Genomic DNA, 16,313 nt, shown 5'->3' on the forward strand with positions numbered 1-16,313 from the left:
CTACTCGCCGCGCAGGCCGAGCAGTGCGGGCAGGTCGGCGATGCTCTCGATCACGGCGTCGGCGCCCGCGGCCTCGAGCGCGTCGCGATCGTGCTCGCCGCTCAGCACGCCCACGACGAACCCCGCGCCCGAGTTCACGCCCGTCTCGATGTCGGTGACGGTGTCACCGACGACGACCATCGCATCGACCGCGCTCGCGCCGGTGCGCAGCAGCGCGGTGAGCGGCAGGTCGGGGTAGGGGCGAGCGCGACCCGCGTCGGCAGGAGAGAGCACGAGGTCGGCGAGCCCGTGCCAGCCGAGGGCGTCGAGCTCGGCGTCGCGTTCGACGGGCGGCAGGTCGGAGATGAGGACGACGGATGCCCCGGCCTCGCGCAGCTCCTCGATCACCGCGACCGCTCCGGGGATCTCGGAGCCGTCGTCGGTGACGGTCGTGCCGGCCATGTCGAGCACGATCAGCTCGATGTCGCCGTCTTCGTCATCGTCGTCTTCGTCGTACTCGTCGACGTCCTCGTCTTCGACCTGGTCTTCGAGCTCATCGGCGTCGTCTGCATCGTCGTCTCCGAGTTCCGCGAGCTCGTCGAGTTCGGCCAGCTCATCGTCGCCCAGCGGGGCGATGGTGTCGAGCAGCTCCTCCGCGAATGCGGGATTCGTCGAGTTCGTGGTCATGACGCGCCTTTCTGCGGGCTCACCGGATGGGCCTCATCGCGGGTGCTCCGGCAGCGTCCGCGGTTCCGATGCTTCACCGTATTCAGCGGCCGTCAACGACCGACGGCGGGATGGTTACGAGCAGGTGAACCGCGCGAGACGCCCTGTCACCGGACACGTGTCGCCGGTGGGGACGGCTCAGCGACGGATGCGCGCCGGCCCGAACGCCGCGCCGATGCCGACCGTGATGATCGCGGCCGCGAGCAGGCCCCATCGGCCGGTGAGGATGGCGATCACGGCGAGCACGATGCCGATCACGACGAGCACGCGGGCGATCACGAGCCGCACCCTGCGGCGTGAGAAGAATCCCGGCTCCGGGGCGGGGGCGCTCATCGGGTGACCGTGAATTCAGTGCCGGTCGCGCGCTCGGCGAAGCTCCACACCCGGCCAGCGATCATGGGATCGGTCGTCGTGCGGGTCGGCCGGTGCACGACCGGCGAGCCCTTCGTCACGAACCTCGGCCCCCAGAACTGGCCTCCTTCGACACCGGGCGCGGTGAGCGCGTGCAGGATCGGCTCCGCGCCGCGGTGCTTGCCCTGTGCCCAGAGCGCCTGCAACGAGTCGGCGAGGCGCTTGCCCGTGCTCGGCGCGTGCACGCCCGGCACTCGCGGCGTTCGCCCGCCGATGGAGTAGCCGGGGTGGGCGACGATGCTCGACACCGGGACATCCGCCGCTCGCAACCGGCGATCGAGCTCGAACGCGACCACCTGCGACGCGATCTTGGACTGCGCGTAGGCACGCCAGGAGTCGTAGTCACGAGCGAGCTGCAGGTCGTCGGTGCGGAACGTCGAGAGCATCGTCGACAGCGACCCGAGCGTCACGATGCGCGCGCCGGGCGCGAGGTGCGGCAGCATCCGGCCGAGCAGGGCGAAGTGCCCGAGCATGTTCGTGGCGAGCACGAGCTCGTTGCCGTCGACCGACTCGCGTCGCTCATGCGGGGCGTGCACCATTCCGGCGTTCGCGACGACGCCGTCGAACGCGGGGGCGGCGGCGAGGGCATCGACCGCCGCCCGCACCGAGTCGAGCGAAGACGTGTCGATGACGAGGATCTCGACGGATGTCGCGGGCCGCGCCTCGCGGATCGCGGCTGCCGCCGCCTCGAGCCGGTCGTGGCTGCGCCCGCTGAGCACCACGTGGGCGCCGGCTGCGGCGAGCCGCGCGGCCGTGAAGAACCCGAGTCCCTTGTTGGCGCCGGTCACCAGCACTCGGCGGCCCGACTGCGACGGCAGTGCGGTCGGGTACCAGCTCACAGTTCGCCTGAGGCGGCGCCGCCGCCGGCCAGCTCCTCGTGGTGCTGGATCACCTCGGCGACCACGAAATTGAACCACTTCTCGGCGAACGCCGGGTCGAGATGCGCATCGACGGCGAGCGCCCGCAGCCGGGCGATCTGACGCTTCTCGCGGTCGGGGTCGCTCGGGGGCAGCCCGTGCACGGCCTTCAGGCGGCCGACCTGCTGGGTGAACTTGAACCGCTCGGCGAGCAGGTGGATGAGGGCGGCGTCGATGTTGTCGATGCTCGAGCGGATGCCGAGCAGCGCGCTCATCGCGGCATCGCGGTCGTCGAAGGCCCCATCAGTCATGCTTCGAGCGTACTTGGCAAACAGTGCGGCGCGGCATCCGTCCCCTCGGATGCCGCGCCGCGGTCTGCGTTCGCGATCAGCGGGGTGTCGCCCGCCGGATCACGAAGTAGCCGCCGATCGCGAAGAACGCGGCGAGCCCGAGCACGACGGTGAACATGCCCACGATGCCGATGCCGCCGAGCCACTCGACGATCGTCGGCCAGCTCTCGGTGAACGTCGCGAGCGCAACGGCGGCGAGCATGAGGGCGATGGCCCCGAAGATGAGGATCATCATGCCGCGCATGCGCCACCGCAGGTACACGGTGGTGATGCTCGCCCCGATGAAGAGCACGAGCAGCTGCAGCGCGAGCGTCGTGTAGAAGTCGACCAGCCAGCCGTTCTGCCCGTACCAGAGGGCATCGAACATGGAGATGCCGATCCACCAACCGCCGGTCGCCTTCTCGAGCTGTACGAGTGTGGCGATGGCGACGGCGTTCAGCAGGGAGACGATCCCGAACATCAGGCTCGTGCCGAGCCAGAAGTCCCGTCGCGTGGCACCGAAGCCCAGGGCGAACGACAGGGTCATGCCGATCGCCTGCACGCCGACGGCGACGAGGTACCACTGGGGCGACAGCACCGCCCAGCTGTACCGCATGCCCTCGCCCATTTCTGCGACGTCTGCGCTCGCGCCCGTGATGATGATCCCGACGATCATCGACACCGCCCAGGCGCCGCCCAGGATGATCCAGGGGATCCCGAAGAACACCGACGGCGTCACGGCATGCAGGCGCACGACGCGCCAGACCTCGTTGAAACGCGTGCGGGGCTCGGTGCGGTTCATGGTCTGCTGCTCGATCACGGCGGTCATGCTGCGACCTCCTGTTCGGTCGGATCGGCCCGAAGGTCGGTGCCGGTCATGTGGACGATGAGCTGCTGGAGCGAGACCGGGGCGAGCTCGAGGCCGAGCTCGGCGGCGCGGATGCGATCGGCCTGGCCGAGGCGTTCGTCGATGGTGACCGATGCGAGGCCGCCGAGGCTCTCACGACCGATCACCGCGCGGTCGGCGACGAACGACTCGACGGCCGCCCGGCCCCCAGCCACCGTGGTGGCCGAGCCGCGCACCTCGTCGGCGTCGCGGTCGAGCAGGATTCGCCCCTGATCGATGACGAGCAGGTGCTCGAGGAGGTTCGCCACCTCGTCGATCAGGTGCGTCGAGAGCACGATCGTGCGGGGGTGCTCGGCGTAGTCCTCGAGCAGGCGATCGTAGAAGATGTGCCGGGCGACGGCGTCGAGACCCAGGTACGGCTCGTCGAAGAAGGTCAGCGGGGCGCGCGAGGCGAGGCCGACGATGACCCCGACCGCCGAGAGTTGACCGCGTGAGAGCTTCTTGACGTAGCGGTTCAACGGAAGCCGGAAGTCGTGGACGAGTCGCTCGGCGAACTCGGCGTCCCAGTGCTCGAAGAACCACGGGGCCGCCGTGAACACGTGCGAAGGCTTGAAGCTGTCGGGGTAGCGCTGCGACTCGGCGATGAAGCAGATGCGGCGCAGGACGTCGGCATGCTCGGCGGGTTCGCGACCGAACACGTCGAGCGTTCCTCCGTCGGGGAAGATCTGCCCGGTGAGCATCTGCATCACGGTCGTCTTGCCGGCACCGTTGCGACCGAGCAGGCCGTAGATTCGGTTCTCCTCGAGCGTGAAGTCGACGGCGTCGACGGCAGTGAAGGTGCCGTATCGCTTGGTGAGTCCGCCGGCGCGGACCACGGTGCGGGTCATGAGTTGATCCTTTCGGCGCGCAGGAGCCCTGCGAGTTCGTCGATGTCGATGCCGAGCTTCTCGGCCTCGATGATGAGCGGTCTGATGTATTCGGTGGCGAAGTCGGCCCTGCGACGCTCGATGAGCCGTGCCCTCGCGCCCTGGGTCACGAACATGCCGATCCCCCGTCGCTTCTCCACGATTCCGTCGTCGACAAGGCGATTCACCCCCTTCAGTGCGGTGGCCGGGTTGACCCGGAGGAACGCGGCGAACTCGTTCGTCGACGGGATCTGGCTGCCCTCGGGCAGCGAACCCTCGATGATGTCGTTCTCGACCTGTTCTGCGATCTGGATGAAGATCGGTCGCGATTCGTCCATTCGGGCCTATCTGGGTCGTCATGAACCTTAGTTGGTTCATTACTTGTGTAACTAACCAACCATGCTCGGGTCCCGCTGTCAACCCCTGTTCGTCTGCCCGTTCACCGCTCGGCCCGAGCCGAGGAAGGTCAGGCGACGGATGCCTCGGCACGGCGGCGGCGCGACAGGCGCAGGCGGCCCTGCGTGAGCAGGATGCCGAGCAGCACGAGCACCGCACCGATCGGCTCATGCCACGAGAAGGTCTCGCCGAGCAGCACGACCCCGAGTGCGACACCGACGACCGGCGTCACGTACGTGACGGTCGACGAGCCGGTCGGGCCCCACGCCCTCAGCACGTTGATGAGCCAGATGTAGGCGAGGCCGGTGCCGAGCACGCCCAGCGCCAGCAGCGAGCCGACGATCGCCCAGTCGAGGTCGACGGGGGTCAGCGCGAGCCACGGCGTGAGGGCGAGCATGACCACCGCCGAGACGCCGATCGAGAGGAACGCGAATGTCGCGGGGGCGATCGGCCGCTGGCTGAGGAACCGCCGCTGGTAGCCGAACGTGAAGCCGTAACAGAGGGTTGCCACGAGGCACGCGAGCTGGCCGGCGAGGCTGCCGGTGAGTGCCTGGTACTGCCACGGGCCGATGATGACGAGCACGCCGACGATGCCGACGCCGACTCCAGCCCAGCGGCTCAGCCCGAGCCGCTCGACCCGGAACACGGCCGTCACTATGAGCGCCGTCATGATCGGCGTCGTCGCGTTGTAGATCGACGCGAGGCTCGACGAGACGTACTGCTCGGCCCACGCGAAGCAGAGGTAGGGGATCACGCACGTCGTGAGCGACACGACGAGGAAGTGCAGCCACACGGCCCGGTCGCGCGGCAGCACCGGGCCCGGCGTGCCGTCGGCGGCCGTCACCCGCGGTCGGGTGACGAGCACGATGACGCCGAGCGCGAGCGCCCCGAGCACGGTGCGCGACCATGCGATCTGCCCGAACGAGACCCCGTCGAGCGCGACCTTCATGAACAGGAAGCTCGCGCCCCACACCAGACCCATGGCGAGGAACTGCACCCACGTCGACAGCCGCCCCGAGCGCATCGGTTCGGCGCCGTCCTGAGCCTGTCGAAGGGATGCCTCGACGACGGCCTGCTGCGCGGTCCTGGTGCTCACCGGTCGAGCGTAAACCCGCCCGTGCACGGCGGCACCGGTCGGCGGGGGTGCTTGTCCGGAATCCGCCGGAGGTCGGCAGTCGCGAAACGGCGGCCGGGACATCCGCCCTTGCCGTCGCTCCCCGGTCACGCGAAGCTGGGCGACATGACCAGCCATTTCGATGTCGTCGTCCTCGGTGCCGGTCCCGGCGGCTACGTCGCCGCGGTGCGCGCCGCCCAGCTCGGGCTCACGACCGCCGTGATCGAGGAGAAGTACTGGGGCGGGGTATGCCTGAATATCGGGTGCATCCCCTCGAAGGCCTTGCTGCGCAATGCCGAGGTCGCGCATATCTTCAACGCACAGGCCTCGACGTTCGGCATCTCCGGCGAGGTGACGTTCGACTACGGCGTCGCCTACGAGCGCAGTCGTCAGGTTGCCGACGGGCGCGTCAAAGGTGTGCACTACCTGATGAAGAAGAACCACATCACCGAGGTCGACGGTCGAGGCACGTTCCGCGATGCGAACACCATCGACGTGGCGAAGGCCGACGGGTCGACCGAGACCCTGACCTTCGGCCACGCGATCATCGCGACCGGCTCGCGCGTCAAGGTGCTGCCCGGCGTCGAGCTCTCGCCGAACGTCGTCACGTACGACACGCAGATCATGGACCGCGAGCTGCCGCGCTCGATCGCCGTGATCGGCGCAGGCGCGATCGGCATGGAGTTCGCCTACATCGTGCGCAACTACGGCGTCGAGGTGACGATCATCGAGTTCCTCGACCGCGCGCTGCCGAACGAAGACGTCGACGTGTCGAAGGAGATCACGAAGCAGTACCGCAAGCTCGGGGTGCCGATCCTCACGTCGACCAAGGTGCAGACGGTGACCGACAACGGCGCGTCCGTCACCGTGGCCTACACCGGTGCCGACGGACAGCCGGGCTCGCTCGAGGTCGACCGGGTGCTCATGGCCGTCGGTTTCGCGCCGAACATCGACGGCTTCGGGCTCGAGGCCACCGGGGTGGCGCTCACCGATCGCGGCGCCATCGGTATCGACGAGTTCATGCGCACCAACGTGCCGCACATCTACGCCATCGGCGACGTCACCGCGAAGCTCATGCTCGCGCACGTCGCCGAGGCGATGGGCGTCGTCGCGGCCGAGACGATCGGCGGCGCCTCGACCATGTCGCTCGGCGACTACCGCATGATGCCGCGCGCGACCTTCTGCTCGCCGCAGGTGGCGAGTTTCGGGCTCACCGAGCAGCAGGCGCGTGACGAGGGCTACGACGTCACGGTCGCGACGTTCCCCTTCACGGCGAACGCCAAGGCGCACGGCCTGGGCGAGCCGACCGGGTTCGTGAAGCTCATCGCCGACGCGAAGTACCTCGAACTGCTCGGCGGCCACCTCATCGGCCCCGATGTCGCGGAGCTCCTGCCCGAACTCACGCTCGCCCAGAAGTGGGACCTCGGCGCCCTCGAGCTCGCCCGCAACGTGCACACGCACCCCACGCTCTCCGAGGCGCTGCAGGAGGCGTTCCACGGGCTCGCCGGCCACATGATCAACATGTGACCTCTGCAGGTTGAGGAGGCGCTCCAGCGCCGTCTCGAAACCGCCCGCGTTCTTCCGGGTTTCGAGACGCGGCCTCCTTCGTCGGTCGCTCCTCAACCCGCAGACGGCACAGCAACGGGGGCGGATGTCCCGGCACGTGGCCGCGGCATCCGCCCCCGTCTGTTCATTCGACGCGGCACGGGCAGGCATTCCCGCCGCGTCGAAGACGATCCGGCGGCGGGGTCTTCCCGAGCACCGCCGCCGGAACCTTTAGTGCTCGGTCGCCTTCTCGGCGCCGACGCCGGTCAGTGAGCGCACCTCCATCTCGGACTGCTTGGCCGGGTCTTCCCTGCGCTTGTCGAGCACCGTGCCGAGCCAGCCGAGGAAGAAGGCCAGCGGGATCGAGACGATGCCCGGGTTCGACAGCGGGAAGATCGCGAAGTCGATGTCCTCGGTCTTCAGCATCGACGTCACGGAGCCCGAGACGACCGGCGAGAAGATGATGAGGATGATCGCCGACGCGAGGCCGCCGTACATGCTCCAGAGCGCGCCCTTCGTCGTGAACCGCTTCCAGAACAGCGAGTAGACGATCGTCGGCAGGTTCGCCGACGCCGCCACCGCGAACGCGAGCGCCACTAGGAACGCGACGTTCTGGCCGTTCGCTCCGATGCCGCCGATGATCGCGACGACGCCGATGATCACCACGGTGCGACGGGCGACCTTGACTTCGGCGCCGGCCTCGGGCTTGCCCTTCTTCACGACGCTTGCGTAGATGTCGTGCGCGAACGACGCCGCGGCCGTGATCGTGAGCCCCGCGACGACCGCGAGGATCGTCGCGAATGCGATCGCCGAGATCAGCCCCAGCAGCAGCGGGCCGCCGAGCTCGAACGCGAGCAGCGGAGCCGCCGAGTTCGGGCCGCCGGGTGCTGCGGCGATGACATCGGCGCCCACGAGGGCGGCCGCGCCGTAACCGAGCACGAGCGTGAAGACGTAGAAGATGCCGATGAGCCAGATCGCCCAGACGACCGACTTGCGGGCCTCCTTGGCCGTGGGCACGGTGTAGAAGCGCATGAGCACGTGGGGCAGTGCGGCCGTGCCGAGCACGAGCGCGAGTCCGAGCGAGAGGAAGTCGACCTTCGCGACCTCGGAGACCCCGTACTTGATGCCCGGGTTCAGGATCTCGGGGTTGCCCGCCACCGCCACCGCGTTGTCGAGCAGGGTCGAGAAGCTGAAGCCGTTGAGCGCGAGCACCCAGACCGTCATGACGCCGGCACCGGCGATGAGCAGGACGGCCTTGATGATCTGCACCCAGGTCGTGCCCTTCATGCCGCCGATGAGCACGTAGAGGATCATGAGCGCGCCGACGACGGTGATGACGAGCGCCTGGCCGACCTGGTCGCCCACCCCGAGCAGCAGTGAGACGAGGCCGCCCGCACCGGCCATCTGCGCCAGCAGGTAGAAGAAGCACACGACGAGCGTCGTGGTCGCGGCCGCGATGCGCACCGGCTTCTGCTTGAGGCGGAACGAGAGCACGTCGGCCATCGTGAACTTGCCCGTGTTGCGCAGCAGTTCGGCGACGAGCAGCAGCGCGACGAGCCACGCCACGAGGAATCCGATCGAGTAGAGGAACCCGTCGTACCCCGTGATCGCGATCGCCCCGACGATGCCGAGGAACGACGCCGCCGACAGGTAGTCGCCGGCGATCGCCGAGCCGTTCTGGCCCCCGGTGAACGAGCGCCCGGCGGCGTAGTAGTCGGCCGCGGTCTTGTTGTTGCGGCTCGCGCGGAACACGATGATCATCGTGATCGCGACGAAGGCGCCGAAGATGGCGATGTTGAGCCAGGGCTCGCCCGGCGAGGTGCTCGCGGCTTCGAATCGGAACATCAGCGGGTCACCTCCTCAGCGGTGAAGGCGGCGCCCGTCTCGATCTCGTCGCGGATCTCCTCGGCGATCGGGTCGAGCTGCCGGTTGGCGTAGCTCACGTACCAGGTCGTCACGGCGAACGTGGTGACCACCTGTGCGAGGCCGAGCAGGATGGCGACGTTGATGCTGCCGAACACGGGCGTCGACATGAAGTCGTGCGCGTAGCCGGCGAGCAGCACGTAGGCGAGATACCAGACGAGGCACGCGGCGAGCACGGGGAAGACGAACCTCCGGTGCTTGGAACGCAGTCGCTGGAACTCGGGGGATTCTTGCACCGCGCGGTAGGGGACGGGTGGGGCCGTCTCGTCCTGCGCGCTCAGGGCTTCGTTGCCCATTGCGTCTCCTTCGTGGGGGATGTGGCGGCCGTGACCCGCGCCGCTCATTGCGTTCGCCCACTCTGGCGCGATGGGGTGGCGGCCGGGGGCGGCCGCCGCTCGTCGTCGCCCAACGGCGCGAACCGTGCGACGAACGGTTCCCGTACGACGACGAGCGACGGCGCAGCGCTGGATCGAACAGCTACGCTGGCGTTCATGCCCGAGTCGACGCTGCTCGCCGCCGCGCTCGGCGTCGTGGGCGGCGCACTCGCCGTCGGCCTGGTGGTGTTCCTGCGGCGCATCGTGCTCGCGTCGAAGGAGCTCGGCACCGATGCCGAGCGGGCCACCTACCAGACGCTGCACCTCGCGTCGCGCGCGGCGAAGCACCTGCGCGGCGGCGGCGGTGAAGCCGAGGTGCTGCGGGCCGGCCGGCACCTGCGAGCGCTGCTCGGCTGCGAGAGCCTCGCGATCGTCGATCGCACCGGGCGGGTCACGGTCGACGGCGACGACGCGGTGCGTGCGGTGGCGGCCGACCTCGCCGCCGCGGCGATCGCGAGCGGCAAGCCGCAGGTGCAGCGTCACCTCTCGATCGGTGCGAGCGAGACCGATGCCATCGTCGCGCCGGTGCTCGGCAGCGCGGGCCCGTTCGGGGCGATCGTCGCGTTCTCGACGCCGGTGCGTGCTGGCCTCGTGCGAGCGACCGGCGAGGTCGCCGACTGGGTCGCGGCGCAGGTCGAGCTGGGCGAGCTGGATGCCTCGCGCACGGCGCTCGCCGAGGCCGAGGTGCGTGCGCTCCGGGCGCAGATCAGCCCGCACTTCATCTACAACTCGCTCAACGCGATCGCGTCGTTCATCAACACCGATCCCGCGAAGGCCCGCGAGCTCGTGCTCGAGTTCGCCGACTTCACGCGCTACTCGTTCCGCCGCCACGGCGACTTCACGACCGTGGCCGAAGAGCTGCGGTCGATCGACAGCTACCTTCGGCTCGAGCGCGCCCGCTTCGGCGACCGGCTCACCGTCACACTGCAGATCGCGCCCGAGGTGCTCTCCACCGTGGTGCCGTTCCTCTCGATCCAGCCGCTCGTCGAGAACGCGGTGCGGCACGGCCTCGAGTCGAAGGAGGGCGGCGGACGCATCGCCATCACCGCGGCCGACTCGGGCGCGTTCGCCGAACTCACCGTCGAAGACGACGGGGTGGGCATCGACCCCGAGACGCTCGCCCGCGCGCTCGCGGGCGACCCGTCGACCGGCGAGCACGTGGGCCTGCGCAACGTCGACGCACGCCTCCGGCAGGTCTACGGCGACGAGCACGGCCTCGTGGTCGAGACGAACGTCGGTGCGGGTACCCTCGTTCGCATGCGGGTTCCGAAGGCGGGCCCGAAACGTGACGGCAGGACCACCCCATGATCTCCGTGCTCATCGCCGACGACGAGCAGCCCGCGATCGACGAACTGGCGTTCCTGCTCGGGCAGGATCCGCGCATCGGCGTCATCCACCAGGCCTCGTCGGGTGCCGAGGCGATCCGGCTGCTCACGCGCGAGCCCGTCGACGCCGCCTTCCTCGACATCCACATGCCGGGACTCACCGGCTTCGACCTCGCCCGCGCCCTGGCGCGCTTCGAGCACCGGCCCGTGCTCGTGTTCGTCACGGCCGATGAGGAGGGCGCCCTCGAGGCGTTCGACCTGGCCGCCGTCGACTACCTGCTCAAGCCGGTTCGCGCCGAGCGACTGCGCCGCTCGGTCGCACGCATCGTCGAAGCACTGAAGGCCGGGTCGACGAGCACGGCGGCGTCCGAAGCCGCCGAGCCCGAGGTGATTGCCGTGACCCTCGGCGGCACCACCCGCATGATCCGCCGCGACGAGGTGCGCTACGTGCAGGCCCAGGGCGACTACGCGCGGCTGCACACCGAAGAGGCGAGCTATCTCGTGCGGGTGCCGATGGCCGACCTCGAGCGGCAATGGGCCGATGCGGGATTCGTGCGCGTGCACCGCTCGTACCTCGTGGCGCTCGGGCATGTGAGCCGCGTGCGGCTCGGTACCGACCACCCGAGCGTCACGGTCGGCGGTGCCGAACTGCCGGTGAGTCGCCGCCTCCTGCCGGCGCTGCGCGACCGGCTCGAGCGGGCGATCCTGCGGGCACGGCCGTGAGCGACGCACCGACTCCGCCACCCCGGGTGCGCGTGACGGCCCCGCGCACCGCCGGCGGGACATCCGCCCGGCCCGTTCGATCGAGCGGTGCGGATGACCCTGCCGGCGACATCGCGGCCGTGTACGTGCGATCGCTCATCCGGTCGCAATTGCGGCTCGCCGTCACGGTCGCGGTCGGATTCGCCGTCGCGACCGTGCTCTTCGTGCTCGCGATCGCGCTGGTGCCGGGGCTCGACGACGCGTACCTGGCCGGCGTGCCGGTGTCGTGGGTGCTGCTCGGGGCGGGCATCTACCCGCTCGTGATCACGGTGGGCGGCCTCTACCTGCGAGCCGCCGCGCGCAACGAGGCGCGCTACCGGTCGCTCGCGGAGGACGAGTGAACCCCGCCATCGGGTACACCGCGATCGTCGGGGTGGCGCTCGTCTCGGCCCTCATCGGGTTCTACGGACTGCGCGTCTCGCGCACCACGAGCGACTTCTACGTGGCGAGCCGCACGGTTCGCCCGTGGTGGAACGCATCGGCGATCGGCGGCGAGTACCTCTCGGCCGCGTCGTTCCTCGGCGTCGCGGGCCTCATCCTGCTGACCGGCTCGGCCGCCCTGTGGTTCCCGATCGGCTACACCGCCGGCTACCTCATGCTGCTGCTGTTCGTCGCGGCGCCGCTGCGCCGCTCGGGTGCGTACACGATCCCCGACTTCACCGAGGCGCGCCTCGAGTCGCCGTGGGCGCGGCGGGTCACGAGCCTGCTGGTCATCGTGATCGGATGGTTCTACATCGTGCCGCAGCTGCAGGGCGCCGCACTCACGGTGCGCATCACCACCGGGCTGCCGTCGTGGGTCGGCTCCGTCGCGGTCGCCGTGATCGTCGCGGTCGTCGTCGCGGCGGGCGGCATGCGCTCGATCACGTTCGTGCAGGCGTTCCAGTTCTGGCTGAAGCTGACCGCGCTCGCCGTGCCCGTCATCGCACTGCTGCTCGTCGTCGGCGGCGGCGAGCCGCCCGCGCAGCTCACCCCTGCCGAGGCGTTCCCGCCGTCGGCCGGGCCCGGTGACCTCGACGTGTACCGCACGGTGTCGCTCATGGTCGCCCTGCTGCTCGGCACCCTCGGCCTGCCGCACGTGCTCGTGCGGTTCTACACGAACCCCGACGGCGTCGCGGCCCGCCGCACGACGGTCATCGTGCTCGTGCTGCTCTCGGTGTTCTACCTCTTCCCCACGATCTTCGGATTCCTCGGGCGGGCGTTCGCTCCCGACCTGGCCGCGTCGGGCGAGGCCGATGCCCTCATCCTGCTGCTGCCCGAACGGCTCGTGCCGGGCCCAATCGGCGACGTGCTCACGGCGCTCGTCATCGCCGGTGCGTTCGCGGCGTTCCTCTCGACCTCCTCCGGCCTCGTCATCTCGCTCGCGGGCGTCATCAGCCAGGACCTGCTCGGCGGCAGCGTGCGCGGGTTCCGCATCGCCGCGATCGTCTCGACGGTCGTACCGCTGCTCGTCGCCCTCGCCACCGAGTCGTCGGGCCTCGCGGGCAGCGTCGGCCTCGTGTTCGCGTTCACGGCCTCGACCCTGTGCCCCGTGCTGATCCTCGGCATCTGGTGGCGGGGGCTCACGTCGCGCGGCGCGATCGCCGGGATGCTCACGGGCGCCGTGCTGTCGGGTGCGGCGATCCTCGGAGGGCCGTTCGTCGCGACATCCGTGCCGCTCATCGCACCGTACCTCGAGCAGCCGGCCGCGTGGACGGTGCCGCTCGCCGTGATCGTGATCGTCACGGTCTCGCGACTCGACCGCCGCGGAACGCCGGCGGGCACCGATGCGTTCCTCACCCGGCTGCACGTTCCCGAGCGGTGAGCGCGGCGCCGCCTGCGGTCGGGCGGCGGGCGGATGCCGCGACCGGCGTCAGTTCGCCGATGTGACCCGCACGGGCTCGTCGCCGCGGGCGGCGAGCCGTGCTTCGAGACCCGCCCGCACCGCGGGCCACTCGTCGACGATGATCGAGTAGACGGCGGAGTCGCGCCATGTGCCGTCGGCGCGCGGCTTGTGCCGGCGCAGCACGCCCTCGAAGGCGGCGCCGAGGCGCAGGATCGCCCCGCGCGAGCGGGCGTTGCGTGCGTCGGCCTGCAGCTTGACCCGGCCGAAGCCGTGGTCGAACGCGAGGCCGAGCAGCAGCAGCTTGGTCTCGACGTTGACGCCGGTGCCCCACACCCGCGGGTCGTAGGCGGTCCACCCGATGTGCGCCGACTCGCTGTCGAAGTCGAGGTCGCCGAGTTTCGTGGCGCCGACGATGCGGCCGTCATCGGCGCCGCCGCGCAGCCGCACGGTCCACGGCATCGCCGACGGGCCGCCCGAGTAGTAGCCGCGTGCGAACACGTCGAACGCCGCCGCGTCCGCGGGCAGCCCCGCGGGGCCCCCGCCGTACCCGCCGGCGAACACCTCGGGTGTGCGGATCGCCGACTCGAGCGCGGGGATGTCGTCGGGCGTGAAAGGTGTCAGGCGTACGAGGCGGCCGACGAGTTCGGCGTCGGCAGGACGGGTCGCGGTCACCCGTCGAGTCTGCCACGAGGCGTGGAGCGCGGTGCGCGGCCGAGGATCGCGAAAAGGGTTCCGGACGCGACATCCGCCCGCTAACGTGACGAGAGCTAGTGCAGATCCGAACGAAAGGTGGGGCCGATGGGCGCTCTTGACGACATCACGAAGAAGGCACAGGACTTCGTCGAGGAGAACAAGGACAAGATCAACGAGGCGCTCAACAGCGAGCAGGCCGAAGACATCAGCGACAAGATCCTCGACGGCGTCGCCGACGCGGCCAAGAAGGTCGTTCCCGAGGAGCACCACGAGAAGATCGACGACGTGCGCGGCAACGTCGACGGGGCCATCGGCACCGAGAAGTAGTCGCAGCGACGCGAACGGGGCGGCGGGGGTCGATGACCCCTGCCGCCCCGTTCGCGCGAACTCAGACGAGCAGGTCGTGCAGTGTGACGATCTCGTCGCGGCCCGGGCCGACGCCGATCGCCGAGATGCGCGAGCCGCTCATCGCCTCGAGCTCGCGCACATAGCTCTTCGCGTTCGGCGGCAGGTCGTCGAACTCGCGGGCGCCCGAGATGTCTTCGCTCCAGCCGGGGAACTCCTCGTAGATCGGCTTCGCGTGGTGGAAGTCGCTCTGCGAGACGGGGATCTCGTCGAAGCGCTCGCCGTCGACCTCGTACGCGACGGCGACCGGGATGCGCTCGATGCCGGTGAGCACATCGAGCTTCGTGAGCACGAAATCGGTGACGCCGTTGATGCGCGCCGCGTAGCGGGCGATCGGTGCGTCGTACCAGCCCGTGCGGCGCTTGCGGCCCGTGGTGGTGCCGAACTCGTGCCCCTGCTCGGTGAGGAAGTCGCCCCACTCGTCGAAGAGCTCGGTGGGGAACGGCCCCGCGCCGACACGCGTCGTGTAGGCCTTCACGACCGCGATGACGCGGTCGATGCGGTTGGGCGCGATGCCCGACCCGGTGACCGCTCCGCCGCTCGTGGCGTTCGACGACGTGACGAACGGGTAGGTGCCGTGGTCGACGTCGAGCATCGTCGCCTGCCCGCCCTCGAAGAGCACGGTCTCGCCGCGCTCGAGCGCCTGGTGCAGCAGCAGCGATGTGTCGGTGACCATGGGTCGCAGCCGATCGACGTAGCTGAGCAGGTCGTCGACGACCTCGTCGACGCCGATGGCCCGGCGGTTGTAGACCTTCAGCAGCAGGTGGTTCTTCTGGTCGAGCGCCCCCTCGACCTTCTGTCGCAGGATGTTCTCGTCGAACAGGTCTTGCATGCGGATGCCGACGCGGTTGATCTTGTCGGCGTAGGCCGGGCCGATGCCGCGGCCGGTCGTGCCGATCTGGCGCTTGCCGAGGAAGCGCTCGGTGACCTTGTCGAGGGTGCGGTGGTACTGGGTGATGAGGTGCGCGTTCGCCGAGATGCGCAGCTTCGAGACGTCGACCCCACGGCTCTCGAGCCCCTCGAGTTCTTCGAACAGCACCTCGATGTCGACCACGACGCCGTTCGCGATGACGGGGGTCACGCCCGGCGTGAGGATTCCGGACGGGAGCAGGTGCAACGCGTACTTCTCTTCGCCGATGACCACGGTGTGGCCGGCGTTGTTGCCGCCGTTGAACTTCACGACGTAGTCGAGGCGCGAGCCGAGCAGGTCGGTTGCCTTGCCCTTGCCCTCGTCTCCCCACTGTGCTCCGATGAGTACGGCGGCGGGCATGTCAGTCCTCTCCTGCCGCGTCGGCCACGGCGGGTTCTGCGAGCGGTTCGCCATCGTGCGCCGAGGTCGACGACGAGGGCGCGAACGCGTCGTCTGACGACACGATCGTGATGAGCTGGGTGGGGGTGAACTCGCTCGCGATGCGAGCGGGCGCCTCGGCGTCGGCACTCGCCAGTTCGTCGGCGAGACGCTGCGCGCGCTCGTCGAGCCCGAGCTGCTCGGCGGCGCGGCGCTGCGTGTCGAGGGCCCTGAGGTAGGCGCGGTTCGGCTCGGCAGACCACGGCACCGCGGTGCCCGGCTGCCATCCGCCGAGGGTGAGTTGCTCGCTCGCGAGCTCGACGGCGACGGCGGCGTACGCGAACGCCTCGATGGGCCGCCCCTCGGAGTCGGCGAGGTCGGCGAGCTCGGTCCAGGCGAGCGGCGAGGTCGGATGACTCGCAACGACCCCGACGACGGATGAGCGATCGGCATCGGCGAGCGCCTGTCGCACCTGCGGTTCGTCGGCGAGCAGGGCGCCGGACGCGGGTGCTGATTCTTCAGGAGTCACACTTCACCCTATCGCGGGGCCCTTCCCGCGCCCGTGAACCAACACACGAGGGGCCGGAGCCGTCGGGCCCGACCCCTCGCGCG

The 16,313-nt window shown here is 69.8% G+C and carries 19 protein-coding genes; 6 read left to right on the forward strand and 13 right to left on the reverse strand.

The window, feature by feature from the left end; genetic code table 11:
• The 8 genes from LSF15_RS13460 to LSF15_RS13495 form a co-directional block, all read right to left on the reverse strand.
• The gene (locus LSF15_RS13460) at positions 1-666 is read right to left on the reverse strand and encodes an HAD family hydrolase (RefSeq protein WP_232499053.1); all 666 of its coding nucleotides are present in this window, start codon (positions 664-666) and stop codon (positions 1-3) included.
• 177 nt (positions 667-843) lie between these two features.
• Positions 844-1,038 (reverse strand): DUF4337 domain-containing protein, encoded by a 195-nt coding sequence (locus LSF15_RS13465; protein WP_232499054.1) that lies wholly within the window; start codon positions 1,036-1,038, stop codon positions 844-846.
• A complete protein-coding gene (locus tag LSF15_RS13470) occupies positions 1,035-1,955 on the reverse strand; it encodes an SDR family NAD(P)-dependent oxidoreductase (protein WP_232499055.1) in 921 nt (306 codons plus the stop codon). Before LSF15_RS13470 ends, LSF15_RS13465 begins: the two co-directional genes overlap by 4 nt.
• The gene (locus LSF15_RS13475; RefSeq protein WP_232499056.1) at positions 1,952-2,284 is read right to left on the reverse strand and encodes a chorismate mutase; all 333 of its coding nucleotides are present in this window, start codon (positions 2,282-2,284) and stop codon (positions 1,952-1,954) included. Before LSF15_RS13475 ends, LSF15_RS13470 begins: the two co-directional genes overlap by 4 nt.
• A 76-nt stretch (positions 2,285-2,360) precedes the next feature.
• The gene (locus tag LSF15_RS13480) at positions 2,361-3,131 is read right to left on the reverse strand and encodes a hypothetical protein (RefSeq protein ID WP_232499057.1); all 771 of its coding nucleotides are present in this window, start codon (positions 3,129-3,131) and stop codon (positions 2,361-2,363) included.
• Positions 3,128-4,036: an ABC transporter ATP-binding protein gene (locus LSF15_RS13485; protein WP_232499058.1), complete on the reverse strand. Its 909-nt coding sequence runs from the start codon at positions 4,034-4,036 to the stop codon at positions 3,128-3,130. Before LSF15_RS13485 ends, LSF15_RS13480 begins: the two co-directional genes overlap by 4 nt.
• Positions 4,033-4,392, reverse strand: coding sequence for a GntR family transcriptional regulator (locus tag LSF15_RS13490; protein ID WP_232499059.1), 360 nt, complete (start codon positions 4,390-4,392; stop codon positions 4,033-4,035). Before LSF15_RS13490 ends, LSF15_RS13485 begins: the two co-directional genes overlap by 4 nt.
• Positions 4,393-4,520: 128 nt before the next feature.
• Positions 4,521-5,546 carry a DMT family transporter gene (locus LSF15_RS13495; protein WP_308188477.1) on the reverse strand — a complete coding sequence of 342 codons (1,026 nt, stop codon included), beginning with the start codon at positions 5,544-5,546 and terminating at the stop codon, positions 4,521-4,523.
• A gap of 144 nt (positions 5,547-5,690) precedes the next feature.
• On the opposite strand from LSF15_RS13495, the gene lpdA reads away from it, so the two are divergent.
• The gene (gene lpdA, locus LSF15_RS13500) at positions 5,691-7,091 is read left to right on the forward strand and encodes a dihydrolipoyl dehydrogenase (RefSeq protein ID WP_232499060.1); all 1,401 of its coding nucleotides are present in this window, start codon (positions 5,691-5,693) and stop codon (positions 7,089-7,091) included.
• Positions 7,092-7,340: 249 nt separating this feature from the next.
• On the opposite strand, the gene LSF15_RS13505 is transcribed toward lpdA, so the two are convergent.
• Positions 7,341-8,954, reverse strand: coding sequence for a monocarboxylic acid transporter (locus LSF15_RS13505; RefSeq protein ID WP_232499061.1), 1,614 nt, complete (start codon positions 8,952-8,954; stop codon positions 7,341-7,343).
• Positions 8,954-9,328, reverse strand: coding sequence for a DUF485 domain-containing protein (locus LSF15_RS13510; protein WP_232499062.1), 375 nt, complete (start codon positions 9,326-9,328; stop codon positions 8,954-8,956). The genes LSF15_RS13505 and LSF15_RS13510 overlap by 1 nt, the downstream gene beginning before the upstream one ends.
• Positions 9,329-9,523: 195 nt before the next feature.
• Here LSF15_RS13510 and LSF15_RS13515 point away from each other — a divergent pair, with 195 nt between their 5' ends.
• From LSF15_RS13515 to LSF15_RS13530, 4 genes are read left to right on the forward strand one after another with little or no spacing between them, the layout of a single operon-like run.
• Positions 9,524-10,714 carry a sensor histidine kinase gene (locus LSF15_RS13515; RefSeq protein WP_232499063.1) on the forward strand — a complete coding sequence of 397 codons (1,191 nt, stop codon included), beginning with the start codon at positions 9,524-9,526 and terminating at the stop codon, positions 10,712-10,714.
• Complete coding sequence (locus LSF15_RS13520; protein WP_232499064.1) at positions 10,711-11,454, forward strand: LytR/AlgR family response regulator transcription factor; 744 nt, start codon at positions 10,711-10,713, stop codon at positions 11,452-11,454. The genes LSF15_RS13515 and LSF15_RS13520 overlap by 4 nt, the downstream gene beginning before the upstream one ends.
• Complete coding sequence (locus LSF15_RS13525; RefSeq protein ID WP_232499065.1) at positions 11,451-11,834, forward strand: DUF485 domain-containing protein; 384 nt, start codon at positions 11,451-11,453, stop codon at positions 11,832-11,834. The genes LSF15_RS13520 and LSF15_RS13525 overlap by 4 nt, the downstream gene beginning before the upstream one ends.
• Positions 11,831-13,294 (forward strand): sodium/solute symporter, encoded by a 1,464-nt coding sequence (locus LSF15_RS13530; protein WP_232499066.1) that lies wholly within the window; start codon positions 11,831-11,833, stop codon positions 13,292-13,294. The genes LSF15_RS13525 and LSF15_RS13530 overlap by 4 nt, the downstream gene beginning before the upstream one ends.
• Before the next feature lie 48 nt (positions 13,295-13,342).
• Here the strand turns inward: LSF15_RS13530 and LSF15_RS13535 are convergent, their stop codons facing one another.
• Entirely contained in the window at positions 13,343-13,987 is a 645-nt protein-coding gene (locus LSF15_RS13535; RefSeq protein ID WP_232499067.1) for a GNAT family N-acetyltransferase, read from the reverse strand.
• Positions 13,988-14,113: 126 nt separating this feature from the next.
• Here LSF15_RS13535 and LSF15_RS13540 point away from each other — a divergent pair, with 126 nt between their 5' ends.
• A complete protein-coding gene (locus LSF15_RS13540) occupies positions 14,114-14,335 on the forward strand; it encodes an Rv0909 family putative TA system antitoxin (RefSeq protein ID WP_232499068.1) in 222 nt (73 codons plus the stop codon).
• A 61-nt stretch (positions 14,336-14,396) separates the two neighbouring features.
• On the opposite strand, the gene LSF15_RS13545 is transcribed toward LSF15_RS13540, so the two are convergent.
• Both LSF15_RS13545 and LSF15_RS13550 read right to left on the reverse strand, forming a co-directional pair.
• Positions 14,397-15,683, reverse strand: a complete 1,287-nt coding sequence (locus tag LSF15_RS13545) for an adenylosuccinate synthase (RefSeq protein WP_232499069.1) — start codon at positions 15,681-15,683, stop codon at positions 14,397-14,399.
• Between the two features lies 1 nt (position 15,684).
• Positions 15,685-16,230, reverse strand: coding sequence for a DUF3151 family protein (locus LSF15_RS13550; protein WP_232499070.1), 546 nt, complete (start codon positions 16,228-16,230; stop codon positions 15,685-15,687).
• Between the last annotated feature and the right edge of the window lie 83 nt (positions 16,231-16,313).

The sequence above is a fragment of the Agromyces humatus genome (genome assembly GCF_021228295.1).
Classification (GTDB): Bacteria; Actinomycetota; Actinomycetes; order Actinomycetales; family Microbacteriaceae; genus Agromyces; species Agromyces humatus.

Excerpts from the sequence above, each read along its gene's own strand:
- LSF15_RS13480 (WP_232499057.1), bottom strand. The coding sequence starts at position 3,131 with ATGACCGCCGTGATCGAGCAGCAGACCATGAACCGCACCGAGCCCCGC.
- LSF15_RS13460 (WP_232499053.1), bottom strand. The coding sequence starts at position 666 with ATGACCACGAACTCGACGAATCCCGCATTCGCGGAGGAGCTGCTCGAC.
- LSF15_RS13475 (WP_232499056.1), bottom strand. The coding sequence starts at position 2,284 with ATGACTGATGGGGCCTTCGACGACCGCGATGCCGCGATGAGCGCGCTG.
- lpdA (WP_232499060.1), top strand. The coding sequence starts at position 5,691 with ATGACCAGCCATTTCGATGTCGTCGTCCTCGGTGCCGGTCCCGGCGGC.
- LSF15_RS13515 (WP_232499063.1), top strand. The coding sequence starts at position 9,524 with ATGCCCGAGTCGACGCTGCTCGCCGCCGCGCTCGGCGTCGTGGGCGGC.
- LSF15_RS13520 (WP_232499064.1), top strand. The coding sequence starts at position 10,711 with ATGATCTCCGTGCTCATCGCCGACGACGAGCAGCCCGCGATCGACGAA.
- LSF15_RS13505 (WP_232499061.1), bottom strand. The coding sequence starts at position 8,954 with ATGTTCCGATTCGAAGCCGCGAGCACCTCGCCGGGCGAGCCCTGGCTC.
- LSF15_RS13545 (WP_232499069.1), bottom strand. The coding sequence starts at position 15,683 with ATGCCCGCCGCCGTACTCATCGGAGCACAGTGGGGAGACGAGGGCAAG.
- LSF15_RS13510 (WP_232499062.1), bottom strand. The coding sequence starts at position 9,328 with ATGGGCAACGAAGCCCTGAGCGCGCAGGACGAGACGGCCCCACCCGTC.
- LSF15_RS13490 (WP_232499059.1), bottom strand. The coding sequence starts at position 4,392 with ATGGACGAATCGCGACCGATCTTCATCCAGATCGCAGAACAGGTCGAG.
- LSF15_RS13485 (WP_232499058.1), bottom strand. The coding sequence starts at position 4,036 with ATGACCCGCACCGTGGTCCGCGCCGGCGGACTCACCAAGCGATACGGC.
- LSF15_RS13465 (WP_232499054.1), bottom strand. The coding sequence starts at position 1,038 with ATGAGCGCCCCCGCCCCGGAGCCGGGATTCTTCTCACGCCGCAGGGTG.
- LSF15_RS13540 (WP_232499068.1), top strand. The coding sequence starts at position 14,114 with ATGGGCGCTCTTGACGACATCACGAAGAAGGCACAGGACTTCGTCGAG.